This is a genomic window from Halomonas sp. TD01 (assembly GCF_923868895.1).
Lineage (GTDB): Bacteria > Pseudomonadota > Gammaproteobacteria > Pseudomonadales > Halomonadaceae > Vreelandella.
On the sequence record NZ_OV350343.1, the window covers coordinates 2,148,679 to 2,166,177 of the forward strand.

Consider the following 17,499-nt stretch of genomic DNA (forward strand, 5'->3'; position numbering starts at 1 on the left):
GCGAATTCCAACATAACGCTAATACAAAAACGCGGAGAAAATCACATGCTTGATATGCTCAACGAGCTCCTCTGGGGAAAGGTACTGCTAGTGCTGCTGGTGGGCGTTGGCATCGGTTTTACCGTTGCTTCCCGCTTTGTGCAGTTTCGCTATTTTGGCCAAATGTTTCGCATATTGGGGTCGGGTCAGGCCTTTAAGCGTAATAAACACGGCCACTTAAGTTCGTTTCAGGCACTTGTTCTGTCCGTGGCGGGTCGCGTGGGCGGCGGTAATATTGCCGGCGTAGCGGTCGCGATTACGCTAGGTGGCCCTGGGGCTATTTTCTGGATGTGGCTGGTGGGCCTGATGGGGATGGCGACTAGCTTTTTAGAATGTACCCTGGCGCAAACCTATAAAGAAGCGGAAGGCGATGGCACTTATCGCGGTGGCCCGGCGTACTACATTGTTAAAGGGTTAGGCAAACAGTGGCGCTGGCTGGCCGCGTTTTACTCGGTGCTATTGTTGTTAACCTTTGGCTTCGCCTTTACCGCGCTGCAATCCTACGCGGTAGCGACCTCGTTTGGCGACGCCTTTGGTGTACCGGTGCTTTACAGCGGAATTACTTTGGCCATGCTGGTCGGGCTGATTATTTTTGGTGGCATCAAGCGTATTGCGCGCATTTCAGAGTTTCTGGTGCCTTTCATGGCGGTCAGCTATATCGCCATTGCACTGTTGGTCATCGCCATGAACATTGGTGAAATCCCTGGTGTTATCACGCTAATCGTAAAAAGTGCTTTCGGCCTTGAGCCGCTGGTCGGTGGCGGTATTGGTGCTGCCATTATGATGGGCTTGAAGCGTGGCTTGTTTTCTAACGAAGCTGGCCTAGGCAGTGCACCTAATGTGGCGGCGGTAGCTTATGTACCGCACCCGGCCAACCAAGGTATCGTGCAGGCGTTCTCGGTATTTATCGATACCGTGATTATCTGCTCGGCCACAGCGTTTCTGATCCTGCTAAGCGGTGTGTACGATCCTGCAGCAGGCTCTGGCGTTGAAGGTATCGCTCTTACTCAGGCGGCGCTAGCCGACCATGTAGGCGAATGGGGCCGCACCTTTGTTAGTCTTGCGCTGCTGCTATTTGCATTCAGTACTATTTTGTACAACTACTACCTGGGCGAGAACAGCCTCAACTTCTTTAGCCGCGACAACCAGAATCTGTTTAACGCTTTCCGTGTCGCCATTGTGTTGCTGGTGTGCTGGGGTGCGACCACAGATCTTGGCACCGTGTTCGGCTTTGCCGATGTCACCATGGGCCTTCTTGCCGTGGTCAACCTCGTGGCGCTGATTCTGTTGTTCAAGTGCGGCCTACGCATTCTTAATGATTACGATAGCCAGCGTCGCCAGGGCATTAAGCAGCCGATCTTCGATGCCAATCAGCACCCGGATCTTGAGTTAGACCCGAAAGCCTGGGAGCTGGAGCCTGAAGAGGCCGAAGCGTTAAAGCAGCGTCTGGAAAACGCACCTGTTAAGTAAGCCCGCACACGTATCAACGCGATAAGAAAAGGAGCGCCCATGCCCCGCGTACTCATGCTCTACACCGGCGGTACCATTGGTATGCAGCCATCGCCACACGGGTACGTACCTTGCGCGGGGTTGGCTGAGCGTTTAGCCACACACTTAGCGCTGGGCGCCACCGACAGGCTGCCATCCTTTGATGTGCTGGAAATGCAGCCGCTGATTGATAGCGCCGAACTCATGCCCGGCGCCTGGAACCGTTTAGTGGCACAGCTAGAAAACCACTGGCAAGCATACGATGCGTTTGTGGTGCTGCACGGCACCGATACCATGGCGTATAGCGCTGCTGCACTGTCGTTTATGCTCGGTGCGATAAATAAGCCGGTGATTTTCACCGGCTCCCAAATTCCTCTGGGTGAGCCCCGTAGCGATGCACTGAATAATCTTGTCAGTGCACTGCAACTGGTGGCGCACTCCGCGACACCTTGTGAAGTGAGCCTGGCCTTTCATAACCGACTACTGCGCGGCAACCGTGCACGCAAGGTGCGCACTCAGGGCTTAGATGCCTTCGACTCCCCCAATTTCCCCTGGCTTGCCGAGCTTGGCATCGCTATGTCCTTCCCTCAGCCCTCTGCGCTGCTGAGCGGGCTCCCTAACTTTGCCCCCATTGAGGTGGATGAAGAAGCGGTCGCGATATTGCCACTCTATCCCGGTATGTCGCTGCGCCGCGCCAAGGCACTATTGGCCGATGAACGACTAAAAGGCTTGATTCTGCATAGCTACGGCGTGGGCAACCCGCCTAGCTTTGAAGGCGAGCTGCTAAAGGCGTTAACGGCGGCTAATGAACGAGGGATAGCACTGCTCAACGTGACGCAGTGTGCCCAAGGGGAGGTCGTGCAGGGAGCTTACGCCACCGGCGCGGCGCTGAACCAAGCCGGTGTGATTGCGGGGGGCGATATCACGCTGGAAGCCGCCGTCGCGAAGCTCACGGTACTGCTAGGCCGTGGAGTGAGCGGCCCTGCACTACGCAAGGCACTTAGCGGCTCACTACGAGGCGAATGCAGCTAACGAATTACTTACTTGTGCTTTTTAACCTTCCAAATTCGCCAGGTTAAGATGGCTATAATAAGCGCACTCAACGGGGCTATGACGGAGGCGGCAACGTTGGGTTCAATATCGACACCTAGTGCGCTTAAGCTTTCCAGCCCTAATTTCATTAAGCTGAAAATGTAGTAGCTGATGACGATGATCGAAAGGCCTTCAACGGCCTTTTGAATTTTTAGCTGACTGCTAGCGCGGGCATCCAAGCTTTGCAAAATTTTGTAGTTTTGCCCCTCGATTTCGACCTGAGTGCGGGTACGCAGCAAGTCGTTTAATCGTGTGGCACTGGTGGCCAGCGTTTCAACGCGTCGGTTCATGGCATCGCAGTAACGCACGGCAGGCTCAAAACGACGCAAAATAAACATGCCAAGCCGAGGATAATTACCGATACGTTCTTCGCGCAGCTCATTGATACGCGCCAACACGATGTTGGCATAGGCATCAGTCGCGCTAAATCGTTGGCGTGTTTGTACGCCACAACGCTCGAGCTTTGCCGAGAGCAGTGTCAAGGCGTTAAGCAACGGCTCAGCAGGCGAAGTGTGCTGTTCGGCGTGTTGATGAGAGAGCGCAGACAGCTCCGTTTCATAGTGTTGTAGCTCACTGCTGAGTGCTTTGGCTTCCGGTAGCGCCAGCATCGCCATTATGCGGTAAGTCTCAATATCAAATAAGCGCCTTGCCATCCTGCCCAGTCGATAGCTATCCAGATTATCGTTAACCATTAGCAATCGGTTTCTTTGCTGATCATCCAGATTGAAATCGCTCCAAACTGTGGCATCACCGCCGCCCACCGTGGAGCCCGCTGGCTGATCTAATCCATAGGCGTCCACACTGCCTGCCCAACGATTGGCAGTTTCTACACGCAATACGCTGGCACTGATTATTTGATCGGCAAAGTCTGCTAGCACACGGGCTAAAAAAGTAGGCGGTGTTGGCCATAGTCGAGGGTTACTGTTGTTGTCGTGCTTGATGGTTAGCGTAAAAAACTCGGTGTGGCGCTCCCATTTCACCGAGCAGCCCTGACAACTGACTATTTGTTGCACCTGATCGGGTGTGACAGTGACCTCTGTTACCTCTGCTAGGCGGTCAAGCAACCTAGTAACATCATCGCCTTCAAGCGTAAAAGCGTAGTGATGAAGGCAAGCAGGCCCCTCAAAATAGATGGGAGGCCTCGCGTGAAGCTCGTTATGTAATGTCGTGTGTTGAGCATGCATGAAGCAAATTACCTGATCTATTGTTGTTACGAGTGTTGTAAATTAATTGCCAAGCGGCGTTAGCCAAAGAACCAGTAGCAGACTGCAATGGCGGTGATAATGCCCGCGGCGTCAGCGATGAGCGCGCAGCCCAGGCCATGGCGAATACGGGTAACGCCGACCGCGCCAAAGTAGACCGCTAGCACGTAAAATGTTGTTTCAGTACTGCCTTGTAGGGTAGCGGCCAGCAAACCAGGAAAACTATCGACACCGAAGGTGTTCATCGTTTCGATCATCATTGCCCGCGAGCCGCTACCAGAAAGGGGTTTTACAAAGGCGGTAGGCAGCGCATCTACGAAACGAGTGTCCCAGCCAATCCCTTCCACCAACCAGCGAATGCCGCTTAGCCCCGCATCCAAGACGCCGCTAGCACGCAGCACACCAACCGCCACCAGCATGGCAATAAGATACGGCAGTAGGGTGACAGTAAAACTGACACCTTCTTTTGCACCTTCGATAAAAGCGTCATACACCCTCACACCACGCAGTGCGCCGACCACTAAAAACATCATGACAATACTGAATAACGTTAGGTTGCCCACCAGTGTTGACGCTGCCGCTAGTGCCTGGGCCGACATGCCCGCCAGGGTGGTAATTAATAGCCCGAGCGCCAGCGCAGCGGCAACTAAATAGGCCAGCACTACGGGCTGCCAAAGCTTTAAGCGCTGCATAAGCGACACGGCCAGAAGTCCTGCCAGGCTGCTGGCGCTGGTAGCCAACAAAATCGGAAGAAAAACCAGGGTGGGCTCTGCCGCGCCTTGCTGAGCACGATAAATGAAGATCGTGACGGGTAGCAGCGTCAGTGATGACGTGTTCAGCACTAAAAACAGAATTTGTGCGTTGCTGGCGGTATCGCGGCTCGGGTTGAGACTTTGCAGCGATTGCATGGCTTTAATGCCAATCGGTGTGGCGGCATTATCTAAACCTAGAATGTTGGCCGCAAAGTTCATGCTAATTAGCCCCATAGCGGGGTGGTCACGTGGCACCTCTGGCATTAGGCGGGAAAACAGCGGGTCAAGCACGCGGCCTAGTAGGCGAATCATGCCTGCCTTCTCGGCAATCGAAAGAAAGCCCAGCCAAAGCGTCATAGTGCCTAATAGCACTAAAATAATGTCCACGCTGACCCGCGCCATATCGAACAGCGATTGCACTAAGCGAGCAAAAACCTCGCTATCGCCACCAACTAGCCACTGCCACAAGGACGCTGCAAACGCAGCAATGAAAAAGCTTAACCAAATTCCGTTTAGCATGGTGGGCAGGCATCCTGGGCAGTGAAGCAGTCGCGTTTTTAACAGTGAGTACTTTTTAAAAAAAGAGTACGTATTAAACAAATAACGCTGCTTATCCTACCCAATGATTGCCTGCTATCGCTAACCCGACAGTGAAAGAAAAAACAGAATCAGTGGTGGAGAGAGCAGTGACAGGATAAATCCGCTGACCACGGCAATAGGGACACAGGCCACACCGCCGTGCTGTTGAATCACCGGCAGAGTGAAGTCCATGGAGGTAGCGCCGCCATAACCAATGGCTAGCGCGGTGTGGCGATGGATAACGAGCGGAATCATAATAAAGGCCAGCAGTTCCCGCGTAAGGTCGTTGAAAAACGCCACGCCGCCCATTAACGGACCAAGCTGGTCGCCAATCAAAATAGCCGAAAGTGAGTACCAGCCAAAACCTGACGCCATGGCTAAGCCTTCATTCCAGCTCAGCGAAAGAAGTGGGGCGGCTAACAAGCCGGCCAGTAGCGAACTCAGAGCAAGGGTTACCGCGATGGCAAGCCCTAGGCGATTGAGCAAAATTTGTTTAAGTGGCATGCCAGAGTTGCGTAGCTGGCAGCCAATCAGCACCAGCAATGCGTATAGCACCCATTCCGCCAGCCAGTCGGCGGTGGTAAACAGCGCTTCCCCAATAAGCGGGCCGAGCAGTAGCCCAACCGCTACGCCACTTGCCACCACGCCTACCAACATTAGCGAGCCCTGCATGGCGGCGAGTTTGCTGGTAGGGGCATTTTTCACCACCGGTGAACCACCGGCCTTCAAAGCCACTCGGCGTGATAGCCACCATAGGGCGCCCAAGTTGAGCACCGTGGTAATGCTAAACAGCAGTAGCGCGTTCCCCCCTAACCGTGAAAGTTGGCTGCCCAGGTTTTCAAGGCCCGCAAGGCTGACCCCCATAAATAATAGAATCAAATAAACTGAGCCATTAACGGCTCGGTTGATGAGATTAAGTAAGCGGGGAGAACGAACGCGTACTAAATAGCCCAACAAGAGGGGCAATAAAACAATCAGTAATCCAGAAAGCATTTAAGGTGCGTTACCCCCAGCGGGGTTGAATTGGGTCATGGTTAGGTAAGTTTGCCGGCGCCCCTCTTTTTGATATTCCGCGGAGAGGATCAGTCCTGGCCAGTCTGGGTGGAAGTTTATTTGTAGGTGCCGGTCGGGCTTTTCTTTATCAATTAGCGTGACACGCATGGCTTTAAACTCACCTGCAGGTACGGTAATGGTGTTGGGCTCGTTGGCATTCTGCTGATCGACATAATATCGAAAGTGTTCGTCACGCCCGCGGTGATCAACAAACTCGATATCGCAGGGGGTACTAATCGTGCAGCTTTCATGACCCGCGCGACGGGAAAGGTCAAAGAGAGCAGCTTGGCGATCAAGCGAAGTAATATCCCTTTCATTGAGCTGGTAGCTGTCGCCTACACCCAATAGTGAATAACTGCTGTTATAGAGCAAAGAGCGGGTTGTGGTGTCGTCTATCGAAAAACGGCTACGCTCTTCCCCGCGGGCAATCGCGACAGCAAAATTCATATTGCTTAACCAGTGAAGCCCCTCATTACTGAGCGTATGGGTAATGGTCGCACCTGGCCAACCGCGTATTTCTAAGCGGTATTGGGCCTGGAAGGGGTGTGGCGCTTGCAGAGCCTGCTCATCTTGTTGATGAGTATTTGCTGCCGCTAAGCCGCACAGAGAAAGCATGCAAGCGCCCAACATTGCGCTCGCAGACTTACGCTGTCTGTTGCCAATTGTGACATGACGCAAAGGCCCTTCCTCCTTCTAAAGTGTTTTCCTAAGAGCCTTTAGCTAGCGCTTGGTTCCCTGAGCAGTATAGCGTGCACATGATGAAGCGTCAGTAGCCTGCTTCTGGGCTAATCGTTGCTAACGCTTCACCCGCCTCAAATGCCTTAATATACGAAATGACTTGATCAATGGCGTCATTCAGCGGCGTAGGCGCTGCCATATGGGGCGTCACTATCACGTTTGGATGCTGCCAAAGGAGGTGGCCGGTAGGAAGAGGTTCTTCGCAGAAAACGTCTAGCAGAGCACCACGCAGATGACCTGGATTCTTCGTGTCACCGAGCGCATCAAGCAACGCCTGCTCATCGATTAGGCTGCCACGGCCGGGGTTAATAACGCTGGCGCCTATGGGTAGTTTCGCTAGCCGCTCGGCGTTAAGAATACCCTCAGTGGCCGCGGTGTCGGGCAAAATGGTGACCACGCTCTGCACTTGGGCAAGCAGTTCATCAAGACCTTCGTCACCGTGTAGGCAGCGCACGCCATTAATCTCTTTAGGCGAGCGGCTCCAGCCAAGTACGGGGAACCCAGCTTGCGACAAGTGGGAGGCGACGAAACTGCCGATTGCGCCAAGGCCTAATATTCCAACTGGCCACTGTGTTTTTTCAGGCACGGCTTGAGGCTTCCAGGTGGCGCTCTGCTGTTGGGAAGCGTAGCGGTCCATGCTGCGGTAGAAGTGCAGTACACCATATAGCACGTAATCAGCCATGAGTTCGCCCATGCCAGCATCACGTAACTTAACGATAGGAACATCGCTGGGTAGGCCAGGTGTTTTCAGTAAGTAATCGACGCCCGCCCCAAGATTGATAATGCCTTTAAGTTGGCTTTGTTCCTGCAGTAAATGCTCTGGTGCTTTCCAAATGGCGAGGTAGTCGGCGTTTTTCCGCTCATCTGCTGGTGCATCACTCGTTAGTACCGTGGCCTGAGGCAACGCCTTCTCCAGTGCTGCTTGCCACTGGGTTGAATCGTCAATATGGATGACTATTTTCATTTTTCCTCCTGACTGTATGTTAACTATGGTTACGCTACCACGGCTTGCCGCAATTTTTGTCATAAAGGCTTTGACCGGCAACCGAGGGTCGGTGCTAGTATCGCCCTAAGACGACATTGGCAGGCCTACTGCGGGGGTGGCCAGGTCGATCCTGTGGCCCAGCGTACCTAACCTACAATAGATGGCGCTGGTTCTTAGTGATCTTTGATGGCGAGTTGCCCGATGACTGAGGTTTCCCTGCCTTTCACGCGTGCAGAGTATGCAAATCGCTTGTGGAAGGTGCGTGCAGAAATGGCTGGTCGAGGCATTGACGTACTAATCGTCAGTGACCCCTCCAACATGGCGTGGTTGACCGGCTACGACGGTTGGTCCTTTTATGTTCATCAATGCGTATTGGTGGGCCTAGAAGGCGAACCTGTATGGTTTGGCCGCCGTATGGATGCCAACGGCGCGCTGCGCACCTGCTGGATAGACCCCGACAATATTACCTACTATCCGGATTACTATGTTCAAAATCCGGACATGCATCCGATGGAGTATCTTGCCCAATCGATTATGCCAGACCGCGGCTGGCATACCGGTGTGGTGGGCATGGAGATGGATAACTATTATTTCTCTGCTAAAGCCTACCAAAGCTTGCTGCGTGAACTTCCTCATGCGCGCTTTATGGATGCCAACGCTCTGGTGAACTGGTGTCGGGCGATTAAGTCGCCTCAAGAAATTGCCTATATGCGCGTGGCGGCAAGAATTGTTGAGGGTATGCACACACGCATTTTGGAGGTTATTGAGCCCGGGCTGCCAAAAAGTAAGCTGGTATCGGAAATTTACCGCGTGGGCATTGAAGGGTTTATCGACGAGAACGGCAAAGTGTTTGGTGGTGATTACCCTGCCATTGTCCCGATGTTACCAACCGGAAAAGACGCTGCTGCGCCGCACCTTACCTGGGACGATACGCCATTTCGCAAAGGGGAAGGCACGTTCTTCGAAATTGCTGGGGTGTTCAAGCGCTACCACGCGCCCATGTCACGCACCGTGTTTTTAGGTACGCCACCGACAGACTTTATTCGTGCGGAATCTGCCTTGTTGGAAGGTATTGAAAATGGGCTAGCAGTGGCTAAGCCAGGCAATCGTACGGCGGATATTGCGATGGCGCTGGGTGCGGCAATGGATAAGTATGGTTTTGACCGTGGCGGCGCGCGCTGTGGTTATCCTATTGGTATTTCGTACCCGCCGGATTGGGGCGAGCGCACGATGAGTCTGCGCCCCTCGGACGAGACTATTCTTAAACCAGGTATGACGTTCCACTTTATGCCCGGCTTGTGGGTAGAGGACTGGGGGTTGGAAATTACCGAAAGCATTCTGATTACCGAGACAGGCTGTGAAACCCTGGCCAATTTTCCGCGCCAGCTGTTTGTTAAGTAGCTGTCTAAACAATACAAGGGACATACGATGACGCTTCAACCGAACCAACTGCGGCCAAGCCCTATTTCTGCCACCGTTGATTTCGACGCCGATGGTGTACAGCACGGTTTTTTAAAACTACCGATTTCAACCGATGAGTCTGCTTGGGGGGCGGTGATGATACCTATCACCGTGGTCAAAAATGGCGAAGGCCCCACGGCGTTGTTAACCGGTGGGAATCATGGCGATGAATACGAGGGGATTACGTCGCTGTTGAAGCTCTCTTCCACGTTGAAAGCGGAAGAAGTGAGTGGGCGGGTAATTATTGTGCCGTGTATGAACACCCCTGCTGTCATGGCCGGAAAGCGCACGTCACCGATGGATAAAGGCAATTTAAATCGTAGTTTCCCAGGTGATCCAAACGGCACAGTAACGACGCAAATCGCTGATTATTTTACCCGCGTGTTGGTCCCCATTAGCGATGTTGTGCTCGATCTGCACTCGGGCGGTCGTACGCTGGATATTTTACCGTTCGGCGCCTCCCACGTTTTAGACGACAAGACTCAACAGCAGGCGGCGTTGGAAGGGGCTAAAGCGTTCGGTGCTCCTTATGCCATGGTGATGTTCGAGCTAGATGCAGAAAAACTGTTCGACACTGCCTGTGAGCGCCAGGGTAAAGTGTTTGTGGCCACCGAACTTGGCGGCGGCGGCACGTCCACTCCTCAAAGTATTGCGATTGCTGAGCGTGGTGTACGCAACTTTTTGATTCATTACGGCTTGGTGGAAGGCTCGGTAGAAATGCCTGAAGAAGGGCAAATGTATCTCGATATGCCAGATGCCAGCTGCTACGTGCAAAGCCAGCACTCTGGGGTGTTAGAGCTGTTAGTGGCGTTGGGTGATGAGGTGAAAAAAGGCCAAACCATTGCCTATGTCTACGATATGACCCGTAGCGGTACCGCTCCTGTGGCGTACAAAGCGGAGCGTGACGGCATCTTGATGGCTCGCCGTGCGCCATCGTTAATCAATATGGGGGACACCCTGGCGGTGATTGCCGATGTTGTTGAACGCCTGGAGGCGTGACATCCGGCATGATGAAACTGGACCGTTATGATTTAAAAATTCTCGATATCCTCTCCCGGGATGGGCGGATCACCAAGTCGAAGCTGGCGGAAGCCATCAATCTCTCGGTAAGCCCCTGCTGGGAGCGAGTAAAACGACTTGAAAACGCGGGCGTTATCGAAGGATATACGGCGCGTATTAATGCCGATGTGTTAATGCCGCGCAACTCCGTGTGGGTGCAGATCGAACTCAAACAGCACAATGCTGAGAGCTTCGCCCGCTTTGAAGCTTTAGTTATGCAAACACCAGACGCTACCGAGTGCGTGGCGGTAGGCGGTGGCGTTGACTACCTAGTGAAGTTTGAGGTGTTTTCCATCGACAGTTATCAACGTTTGATCGATAGTTGGTTGGTCTCGGATGTGGGAATAGAGCGCTATTTCACCTATATCGTGACCAAATCGGTCAAACGAACCGAGCCGGATATCGGCTCAATCGACTTTTTGTAATATCGGCCTGTGTAAATCGAATTTAACAATTTATCCAGGTGTTTGATCAACGCCATTTCAGCGTTCCGTTGGCTTAGTATGAAAATTAATGCCACTCACCACTAGCTTAGTGAAAGATATCCATAAAAGTTAATTCGCTAAGCTAAAACAGTCAGATCGCCTGACGCAGAGAGAAGCTAATGTCATATTTCACCATTGCCGGTGTTCAAATGCATGCCCTGCACCATGGCGACAATACCGAGGCTATGCGCCATCGGATCGATGCGCTAATGAACCGTTTTCCTCAGGTGCAGATGGTGCTGTTCAGCGAATTAATGCCGATGGGGGCTTCACCGCTCCATGCCCAGACGCTGCCCAGTGATACTGAGGCACTGTTTTGCCAAATGGCCGCACAACACCGTATCTGGTTAATTCCTGGCTCAATGTTCGAGCAAGTAGGCGAGCATATTTACAATACCTTGGTGGTGATTAACCCACTGGGCCAAGTTGTGACGCGTTATCGCAAAATGTTCCCGTTTCGCCCTTATGAAGCGGGTGTTGAAAGCGGTAATGAATTTGTGGTCTTCGATGTTCCCACGATAGGTCGCTTTGGCGTTTCTATCTGTTATGACATGTGGTTCCCCGAAACGACCCGTACCTTGGCTTCCATGGGTGCTGAAGTCATTCTTCATCCCACCATGACCGATACCATTGACCGGGATATCGAGCTGTCGATTGCCCGTACCAATGCGGCGATCAACCAGTGCTACTTCTTCGATATTAATGGTGCTGGCGCACTGGGTAATGGTCGCTCCATCGTGGTTGGTCCTTCAGGCGACGTGATTCATCAAGCTGGTATTGGTGAGGAGGTCATTCCGATCGAAATTGACCTCAACCGCGTCCGTCGAGAACGCGAAACCGGGTTGCGCGGATTGGGCCAGCCGCTTAAAAGTTTCCGTGACCGTGAGGTCGATTTCTCGATATACCGTAGCGAAAACGGATCCTCTCCTTTCCTAGACACCTTAGGACCACTTGCTAAACCGGTACGTACTGACCAAGACATTTTTTAGGAGTCTATTTGGCTTGACCCATCATCACGAGAAGAACGGATTTCGCGCCAAATTGGATGATCAATTTAGGCGGATATCGCGATATTTAGCGAAACTCCTAGGCAGCACTAATTACACACAGCCTTCAGTATCTGTCATACAAGGAGCGAAAATAATGACTAAAATCACTTCCATTGCGGATGTTCGTAGACATTTTCTAAATAATAAAGAACCGGTCTACTTCATTTCTGCGACGAACTTCAATCTTCTGGGTATTGGTGATTGGGTAGGCAGCTTCCGCCATATTAATTATATCGACTGCTTTGAAGGTAAGCAGCGTAATGTCTTTGTGCCCAAGCAGAAGTTTCCTCGCGATTTCGAGAGCATTGAAGACATTAATAACTACCTGCTTGAGCATAAAGAAGTCATTGATTTCATTCAATCACGAGCCAATGGCGAAAGCGCTGGGGTAGCGTCGTTTTTAATGTTCGATGAGCACACCGAAGAAATTTGTGAGCAGTTAGGTCTGCGGGTTGCCTTCCCCCCAGCCGAGCTGCGTAAGCGGATGGATAACAAAATTGAAACGGTGCGCATTGGCAATAAGGCAGGCGTACCCAGCGTGCCTAACGTGCTGGCCAGGGTAGGCAGTTACCAAGAGCTCATCGAGGTCAGCCAGGCGCTCGGTAACGATTTGGTTGTACAGACCGCTTTTGGGGATTCCGGTCACACCACCTTCTTTATTGCCAGTGAAGAAGACTATTACAAGCATGCCGAAGAGATCGAAGCCGAACCTGAGGTTAAGATCATGAAGCGCATCAACTGTCGTGGCTCGGCGATAGAAGCTTGCGCCACGCGTTGCGGTACGGTCGTTGGCCCGTTGATGACAGAGCTTGTAGGCTTTAAAACATTAACGCCCTATAAGGGTGGTTGGTGCGGCAACGAAATGTTCGCCGGCGCCTTTAGTCAGGAAGTGCGCGACTTAGCGCGTGAATACACCTTTAAGTTTGGTGAGGCACTGCGCGAAGAAGGGTATCGAGGATATTTCGAACTCGATTTCCTGATCGATATGGATACCAATGAAGTGTATTTAGGCGAGCTTAACCCACGTGTGACTGGGGCGAGTTCCCTAACGAATGTGGCGGCTTTTGCCCACTCCGATATTCCGTTGTTCCTGTTCCACTTGCTCGAGTTTTCAGACGTCGACTTTGACTTGGATATCAATGATATCAATGAGCGTTGGGCGCATCCTGAAAGTGTCGATAGCTGGAGCCAGCTGGTTATCAAACATACCGATGAAAGTGTTGACCTGTTAACCCAGGCGCCTACTACTGGTGTGTGGCGCATGAATGATCAAGGTGAGATTGCTTATGATCATTACAGCTACCACCCCCATGCGGCAGAGAACGAGCATGAGGCTTTTTTCCTGCGTATTAGTGGTGCAGGAGACTTCCGCTATGAAGGGGCCGATCTGGGTATTCTGATTACCCGAGGCCGATTGATGGATGATGACTTCCAGTTAAATGAGCGGGCCAAAGCTTGGATAGACGGCATCCGTAATCAGTACACAGGGCAGGCTTTGCAAGACCCAGTGGTGGAGGAAGTTGCCGTCAGCCATGCTATCGGCGGTGGCAACTTCAAAATTCTTTAATCATGGACGGCAAATTTGCTGCAGGCCGGGCGCCTGGTGTGGAGCTAGACAAGGCCTTGACGTTTCGCACCGTCCATGAAGAGGTGGCGGGGCCGAAGTGGCAGTCTTTGTTCCATTACCACTGGCCTGCCTATGAGCCCTGGTACCTAGCCGAAGGCGAGCGTGAGCGTCCCTCTTATTTGGAGTGTCACAACGCCTTACGCAAGCACATGCCCGAACTGCTGGCTACTTACCGCACGTTATGTGAAGTAGCCGGTGGAGGGGATCTTTCGTCACGGCTACTGAGTTTGTACCGACCGCCGCCGTATATTACCGGTTGCTCACAGGCGGTGCTGACAAGGCCGACATCCACTGTGTTGGCACGCAACTATGATTATCCGCCGGAATTGTGCGAGGGCACTATTCTCTATACGCGCTGGAATCAGCGTCGTGTCATCGCCATGTCTGACTGCCTGTGGGGCGTGCTAGATGGGATGAATGATTCGGGACTTGCTGTTTCGCTAGCGTTCGGTGGGCGCAAAGTGGTGGGGGATGGCTTCGGCGCTCCGATTATTCTTCGCTATATTCTCGAATTCTGCGATACGGTGCCCGAAGCGGCGAAGGTGCTTGAAAGAGTGCCTACTCACATGGCCTATAACATTACCGTCGCGGATGCCTGTGGGCGTTATGTCACAGCGATGATTGCGCCAGATCGCCGCGCCAGCATCCGGCGGGTGGCCGTGGCTACCAATCACCAAAAGAAAATCGAATGGTATGCCCATGCGCTGGCCTCAGAAACCTTGATTCGCGAGCGTCAGCTCTCGATTCTGGTGGACGACGATGCGACCACTGACGAGCGACTAATTTCGGCATTTTCCGCTCCCCCTCTATTTCGCCACGACTATCGGCGTGGCCTGGGTACAGTGTATACCGCGGTATATCGCACCAAGGAAAGACTTACTCAGTTCCGTTGGCCTGGCAGAGTGCTGGATTTGAACTTCGATGTGTTTCCCGAAGAACAAATTACCGTGCGCTATGGCTCCCGCGGGCTGTATGGCTGATTTAGCACTGCTGCTCAGGCAAGCGTCTTTTCCAGATAAATACCTACAAAGGATGGGTGTCGTCATGCAAGAGAATAATCCAACCGAAACTTCCTACACCGCCCTGGGTTTTTATCACAAAATTTCCCAACTTCGTGCTGATACCTGGAATGAGCTTAAACGTGATTTGGGTATTTTGACGCGCCTTAAAGAGGAAGGTCGCGCCAAAAACTTGATCAAAGCTATCGACATCAAGTTGACACGTTTAGAAATCATTGAGGATTACCACGCATTCCCGTCTAAAGAGGATTTTCGCCACCTTTGGACGCTATTCAATCGTGGTGAATATGCACTGTTGGATAAAGTAGTTAAGCGTTTGGTAAGAGCATTGATCAGTGAGTCCTACCGTCGTCGGCAGGTGGATCTTTCTGAGACTGATGCTGGTGCTGAAGACATGGAGGCACTTGATGCCCTTAACCAGCTACGCCGTGGGCACCCGGCGTCTAACAGTTCGGCACAGCCCTATTTTGAACTGTTAATAGTGGACAATCTTTCTAACCAGGAAGAAGACGTGGTGCGTGAAGCGTTCCACAATATGCGCCGTCCTGAAGATCGCTTTGTCTACGATGTAGTGACGGTAAAAAGCTTTGAAGATGCGTTGATTGCTGTACTGGTCAACCCAAATATTCAGGCGTGCCTGATCCGCTACGAGTTTCCGTATAAATCAAAGTACAACCTCAGCGCTTTGCGTAATTATCTGGAAGGCCTCTCAGAAAATGAGCTGGAACACCATAGCGAAGCTGAACGCAGTATTCTGCTGAGTTCGATGATTCATGAACTGCGTCCAGAAATTGATCAATTTCTGGTTACCAGTGGCGATGTCGAAGCCACGGCGAGCCGAGATATTAAGCACTTCAACCGTATCTTCTACCGTGAAACGGATTACATCGAGCAGCATCATACGATTCTACGTGCCATTGATAATCGCTATCGCACGCCGTTTTTCGATGCCCTGCGTGAATATAGTAGAAAACCCACGGGGGTGTTTCATGCCATGCCCATTTCCAGGGGCAAGTCGGTAACCCGCTCTCATTGGGCAGGGCATATGATCGATTTTTACGGCATTAATATTTTTCTGGCTGAAACGTCGGCAACGTCAGGCGGGCTCGACTCACTGTTGCAACCCTTTGGGCCGATTAAAAAGGCGCAAGAGTATGCCGCCCGGGCGTTTGGGGCGCGTCGTAGTTTCTTTGTAACCAACGGTACTTCCACCGCCAACAAGATTGTCGTGCAGGCATTGATCAAGCCGCGAGACATCGTGTTGATCGACCGTGACTGTCACAAGTCGCATCATTACGGCATGGTGTTAGCTGGTGCCCATGTTAGTTACCTGGACTCCTATCCACTCGACGATTATTCCATGTACGGTGCGGTGCCGCTGCATGAAATCAAGAAAACGCTGCTGTCCTACAAGCGTTCCGGACAATTGCACAAAGTTAAGATGTTGTTGCTGACCAACTGCACCTTCGACGGCATTGTGTATAACGTGCGTCGAGTGATGGAAGAGTGCTTGGCAATTAAACCAGATCTAGTGTTTTTGTGGGATGAAGCATGGTTTGCCTTTGCTGGTTTTAATCCGACTTACCGGCCACGTACCGCCATGAATGCAGCACGTACGCTGAGAGATCGTTATCGCAGCGAGAGTTACCGAGAAGAGTATGCGGCTTGGAAAGCTGAGTTTGATAAGCTTGATCCAGAAGACGACGCGACCTGGCTTGACCAGCGGCTGATGCCCGACCCAGACGAGGTGCGCATTCGTACCTATGCGACTCATTCGACCCACAAAACGCTTACCTCGTTGCGCCAAGGTTCGATGATTCACGTTTGGGATCAGGATTTTCGCCAGAAAGTGGAGGCTTCTTTCCATGAAGCCTACATGACCCACACCTCAACCTCGCCCAATTACCAGATTGTCGCGTCGCTGGATGTGGGACGAATGCAGGCGGAAATGGAAGGTTTTGAACTGGTGCATGCGCAGGTAGAGACGGCTCTTTCGCTACGCGAACAACTCTATACTCACCCATTGCTGCAGAAGTATTTCCGCGTATTGAAGAATAGCGACATGGTGCCCGAAGCTTACCGTGAGTCGGGAGTCGAGTCCTATTTTGACCCAGTGACGGGTTGGAATAAAATGGAGGAAGCCTGGGCGCGTGACGAGTTTGTCGTTGACCCTTCCCGCGTGACTATTGCCATCGGCAATACAGGGGTTGATGGCGATACGTTCAAAAACGAATACCTGATGAATAAGTACGGTATTCAAATTAACAAGACCTCACGCAACACCGTGCTGTTCATGACCAATATTGGCACCACGCGAGGGTCGATTGCCTACTTGCTGGATGTACTGATCAAGCTGGCCAAAGAGTTTGAATATCGCTTGGAGGACAGCAGCCGCCCCGAGCGCAAGATCATCGAAAATCAGGTGCATTCGCTGAATCATGATCTGCCGCCGTTGCCTGACTTCAGTCGCTTTCACGATGCCTTCCGGCCGAATCCCGATACGCCCCAGGGCGATATTCGTTGCGCCTATTTTCTGAGTTACGACGAAGAAAATACCGAGTACCTACGTTTCGATAATGGCAAGTTGCAGGCGCAGATGCGTGCTGGACGTGATGTTGTGTCGGCTAGTTTTGTCATCCCTTATCCGCCAGGATTTCCGGTATTAGTGCCGGGGCAGGTGATTAGTGAAGAAATTTTGTACTTTCTTCAGGCGTTAGATGTCACTGAGATTCATGGCTATCGGCCGGAGTTAGGGCTGGTGGTGTTTACCGAGGAAGCGCTGCTGAACCCCGCAGAGGCGTGAAAAAAACGACGCCGCCAGAAAAAAACGCCATAAAGTAGGCTTTCACAAAAAAAGTGCCGGAATTCTCC

General features: G+C 52.2%; 14 protein-coding genes. 9 read left to right on the plus strand and 5 right to left on the minus strand.

What is annotated here, in order from left to right; translation table 11 throughout:
• Positions 1–45 precede the first annotated feature (45 nt).
• The gene (locus L1X57_RS09705) at positions 46–1,509 is read left to right on the plus strand and encodes an alanine/glycine:cation symporter family protein (protein ID WP_009721357.1); all 1,464 of its coding nucleotides are present in this window, start codon (positions 46–48) and stop codon (positions 1,507–1,509) included.
• A 39-nt stretch (positions 1,510–1,548) separates the two neighbouring features.
• Complete coding sequence (locus L1X57_RS09710; protein ID WP_009721358.1) at positions 1,549–2,559, plus strand: asparaginase domain-containing protein; 1,011 nt, start codon at positions 1,549–1,551, stop codon at positions 2,557–2,559.
• A gap of 8 nt (positions 2,560–2,567) precedes the next feature.
• Here L1X57_RS09710 and L1X57_RS09715 read toward each other — a convergent pair whose 3' ends face one another.
• From L1X57_RS09715 to L1X57_RS09735, 5 genes are all read right to left on the minus strand, one after another.
• The gene (locus L1X57_RS09715) at positions 2,568–3,803 is read right to left on the minus strand and encodes a DUF3422 domain-containing protein (RefSeq protein WP_009721359.1); all 1,236 of its coding nucleotides are present in this window, start codon (positions 3,801–3,803) and stop codon (positions 2,568–2,570) included.
• Positions 3,804–3,862: 59 nt separating this feature from the next.
• Positions 3,863–5,092 (minus strand): nucleoside recognition domain-containing protein, encoded by a 1,230-nt coding sequence (locus L1X57_RS09720; RefSeq protein ID WP_009721360.1) that lies wholly within the window; start codon positions 5,090–5,092, stop codon positions 3,863–3,865.
• Between the two features lie 120 nt (positions 5,093–5,212).
• Entirely contained in the window at positions 5,213–6,145 is a 933-nt protein-coding gene (locus L1X57_RS09725; protein ID WP_009721361.1) for a lysine exporter LysO family protein, read from the minus strand.
• A complete protein-coding gene (locus L1X57_RS09730; RefSeq protein ID WP_234667699.1) occupies positions 6,146–6,820 on the minus strand; it encodes a hypothetical protein in 675 nt (224 codons plus the stop codon).
• A gap of 151 nt (positions 6,821–6,971) precedes the next feature.
• Positions 6,972–7,907 carry a 2-hydroxyacid dehydrogenase gene (locus tag L1X57_RS09735; RefSeq protein WP_009721363.1) on the minus strand — a complete coding sequence of 312 codons (936 nt, stop codon included), beginning with the start codon at positions 7,905–7,907 and terminating at the stop codon, positions 6,972–6,974.
• A 222-nt stretch (positions 7,908–8,129) separates the two neighbouring features.
• Between L1X57_RS09735 and doeA the strand changes: the two genes are divergently transcribed.
• The 7 genes from doeA to L1X57_RS09770 all read left to right on the plus strand — a co-directional run bounded on the left by doeA (position 8,130) and on the right by L1X57_RS09770 (position 17,431).
• A complete protein-coding gene (doeA, locus tag L1X57_RS09740) occupies positions 8,130–9,329 on the plus strand; it encodes an ectoine hydrolase DoeA (RefSeq protein WP_009721364.1) in 1,200 nt (399 codons plus the stop codon).
• A 27-nt stretch (positions 9,330–9,356) separates the two neighbouring features.
• On the plus strand, positions 9,357–10,388 hold the full coding sequence (gene doeB / locus L1X57_RS09745) for a N(2)-acetyl-L-2,4-diaminobutanoate deacetylase DoeB (RefSeq protein ID WP_009721365.1): 1,032 nt from the start codon (positions 9,357–9,359) through the stop codon (positions 10,386–10,388).
• An 8-nt stretch (positions 10,389–10,396) separates the two neighbouring features.
• On the plus strand, positions 10,397–10,873 hold the full coding sequence (locus L1X57_RS09750) for an Lrp/AsnC family transcriptional regulator (RefSeq protein ID WP_009721366.1): 477 nt from the start codon (positions 10,397–10,399) through the stop codon (positions 10,871–10,873).
• Positions 10,874–11,052: 179 nt separating this feature from the next.
• Positions 11,053–11,922, plus strand: coding sequence for a carbon-nitrogen hydrolase family protein (locus L1X57_RS09755; protein WP_009721367.1), 870 nt, complete (start codon positions 11,053–11,055; stop codon positions 11,920–11,922).
• Between the two features lie 154 nt (positions 11,923–12,076).
• Positions 12,077–13,549: a biotin carboxylase gene (locus L1X57_RS09760; protein ID WP_009721368.1), complete on the plus strand. Its 1,473-nt coding sequence runs from the start codon at positions 12,077–12,079 to the stop codon at positions 13,547–13,549.
• A 56-nt stretch (positions 13,550–13,605) separates the two neighbouring features.
• Complete coding sequence (locus L1X57_RS09765; RefSeq protein WP_039868492.1) at positions 13,606–14,589, plus strand: C45 family autoproteolytic acyltransferase/hydolase; 984 nt, start codon at positions 13,606–13,608, stop codon at positions 14,587–14,589.
• 64 nt (positions 14,590–14,653) lie between these two features.
• Positions 14,654–17,431: an aminotransferase class I/II-fold pyridoxal phosphate-dependent enzyme gene (locus L1X57_RS09770; protein ID WP_009721370.1), complete on the plus strand. Its 2,778-nt coding sequence runs from the start codon at positions 14,654–14,656 to the stop codon at positions 17,429–17,431.
• The last annotated feature ends 68 nt before the right edge of the window (positions 17,432–17,499 follow it).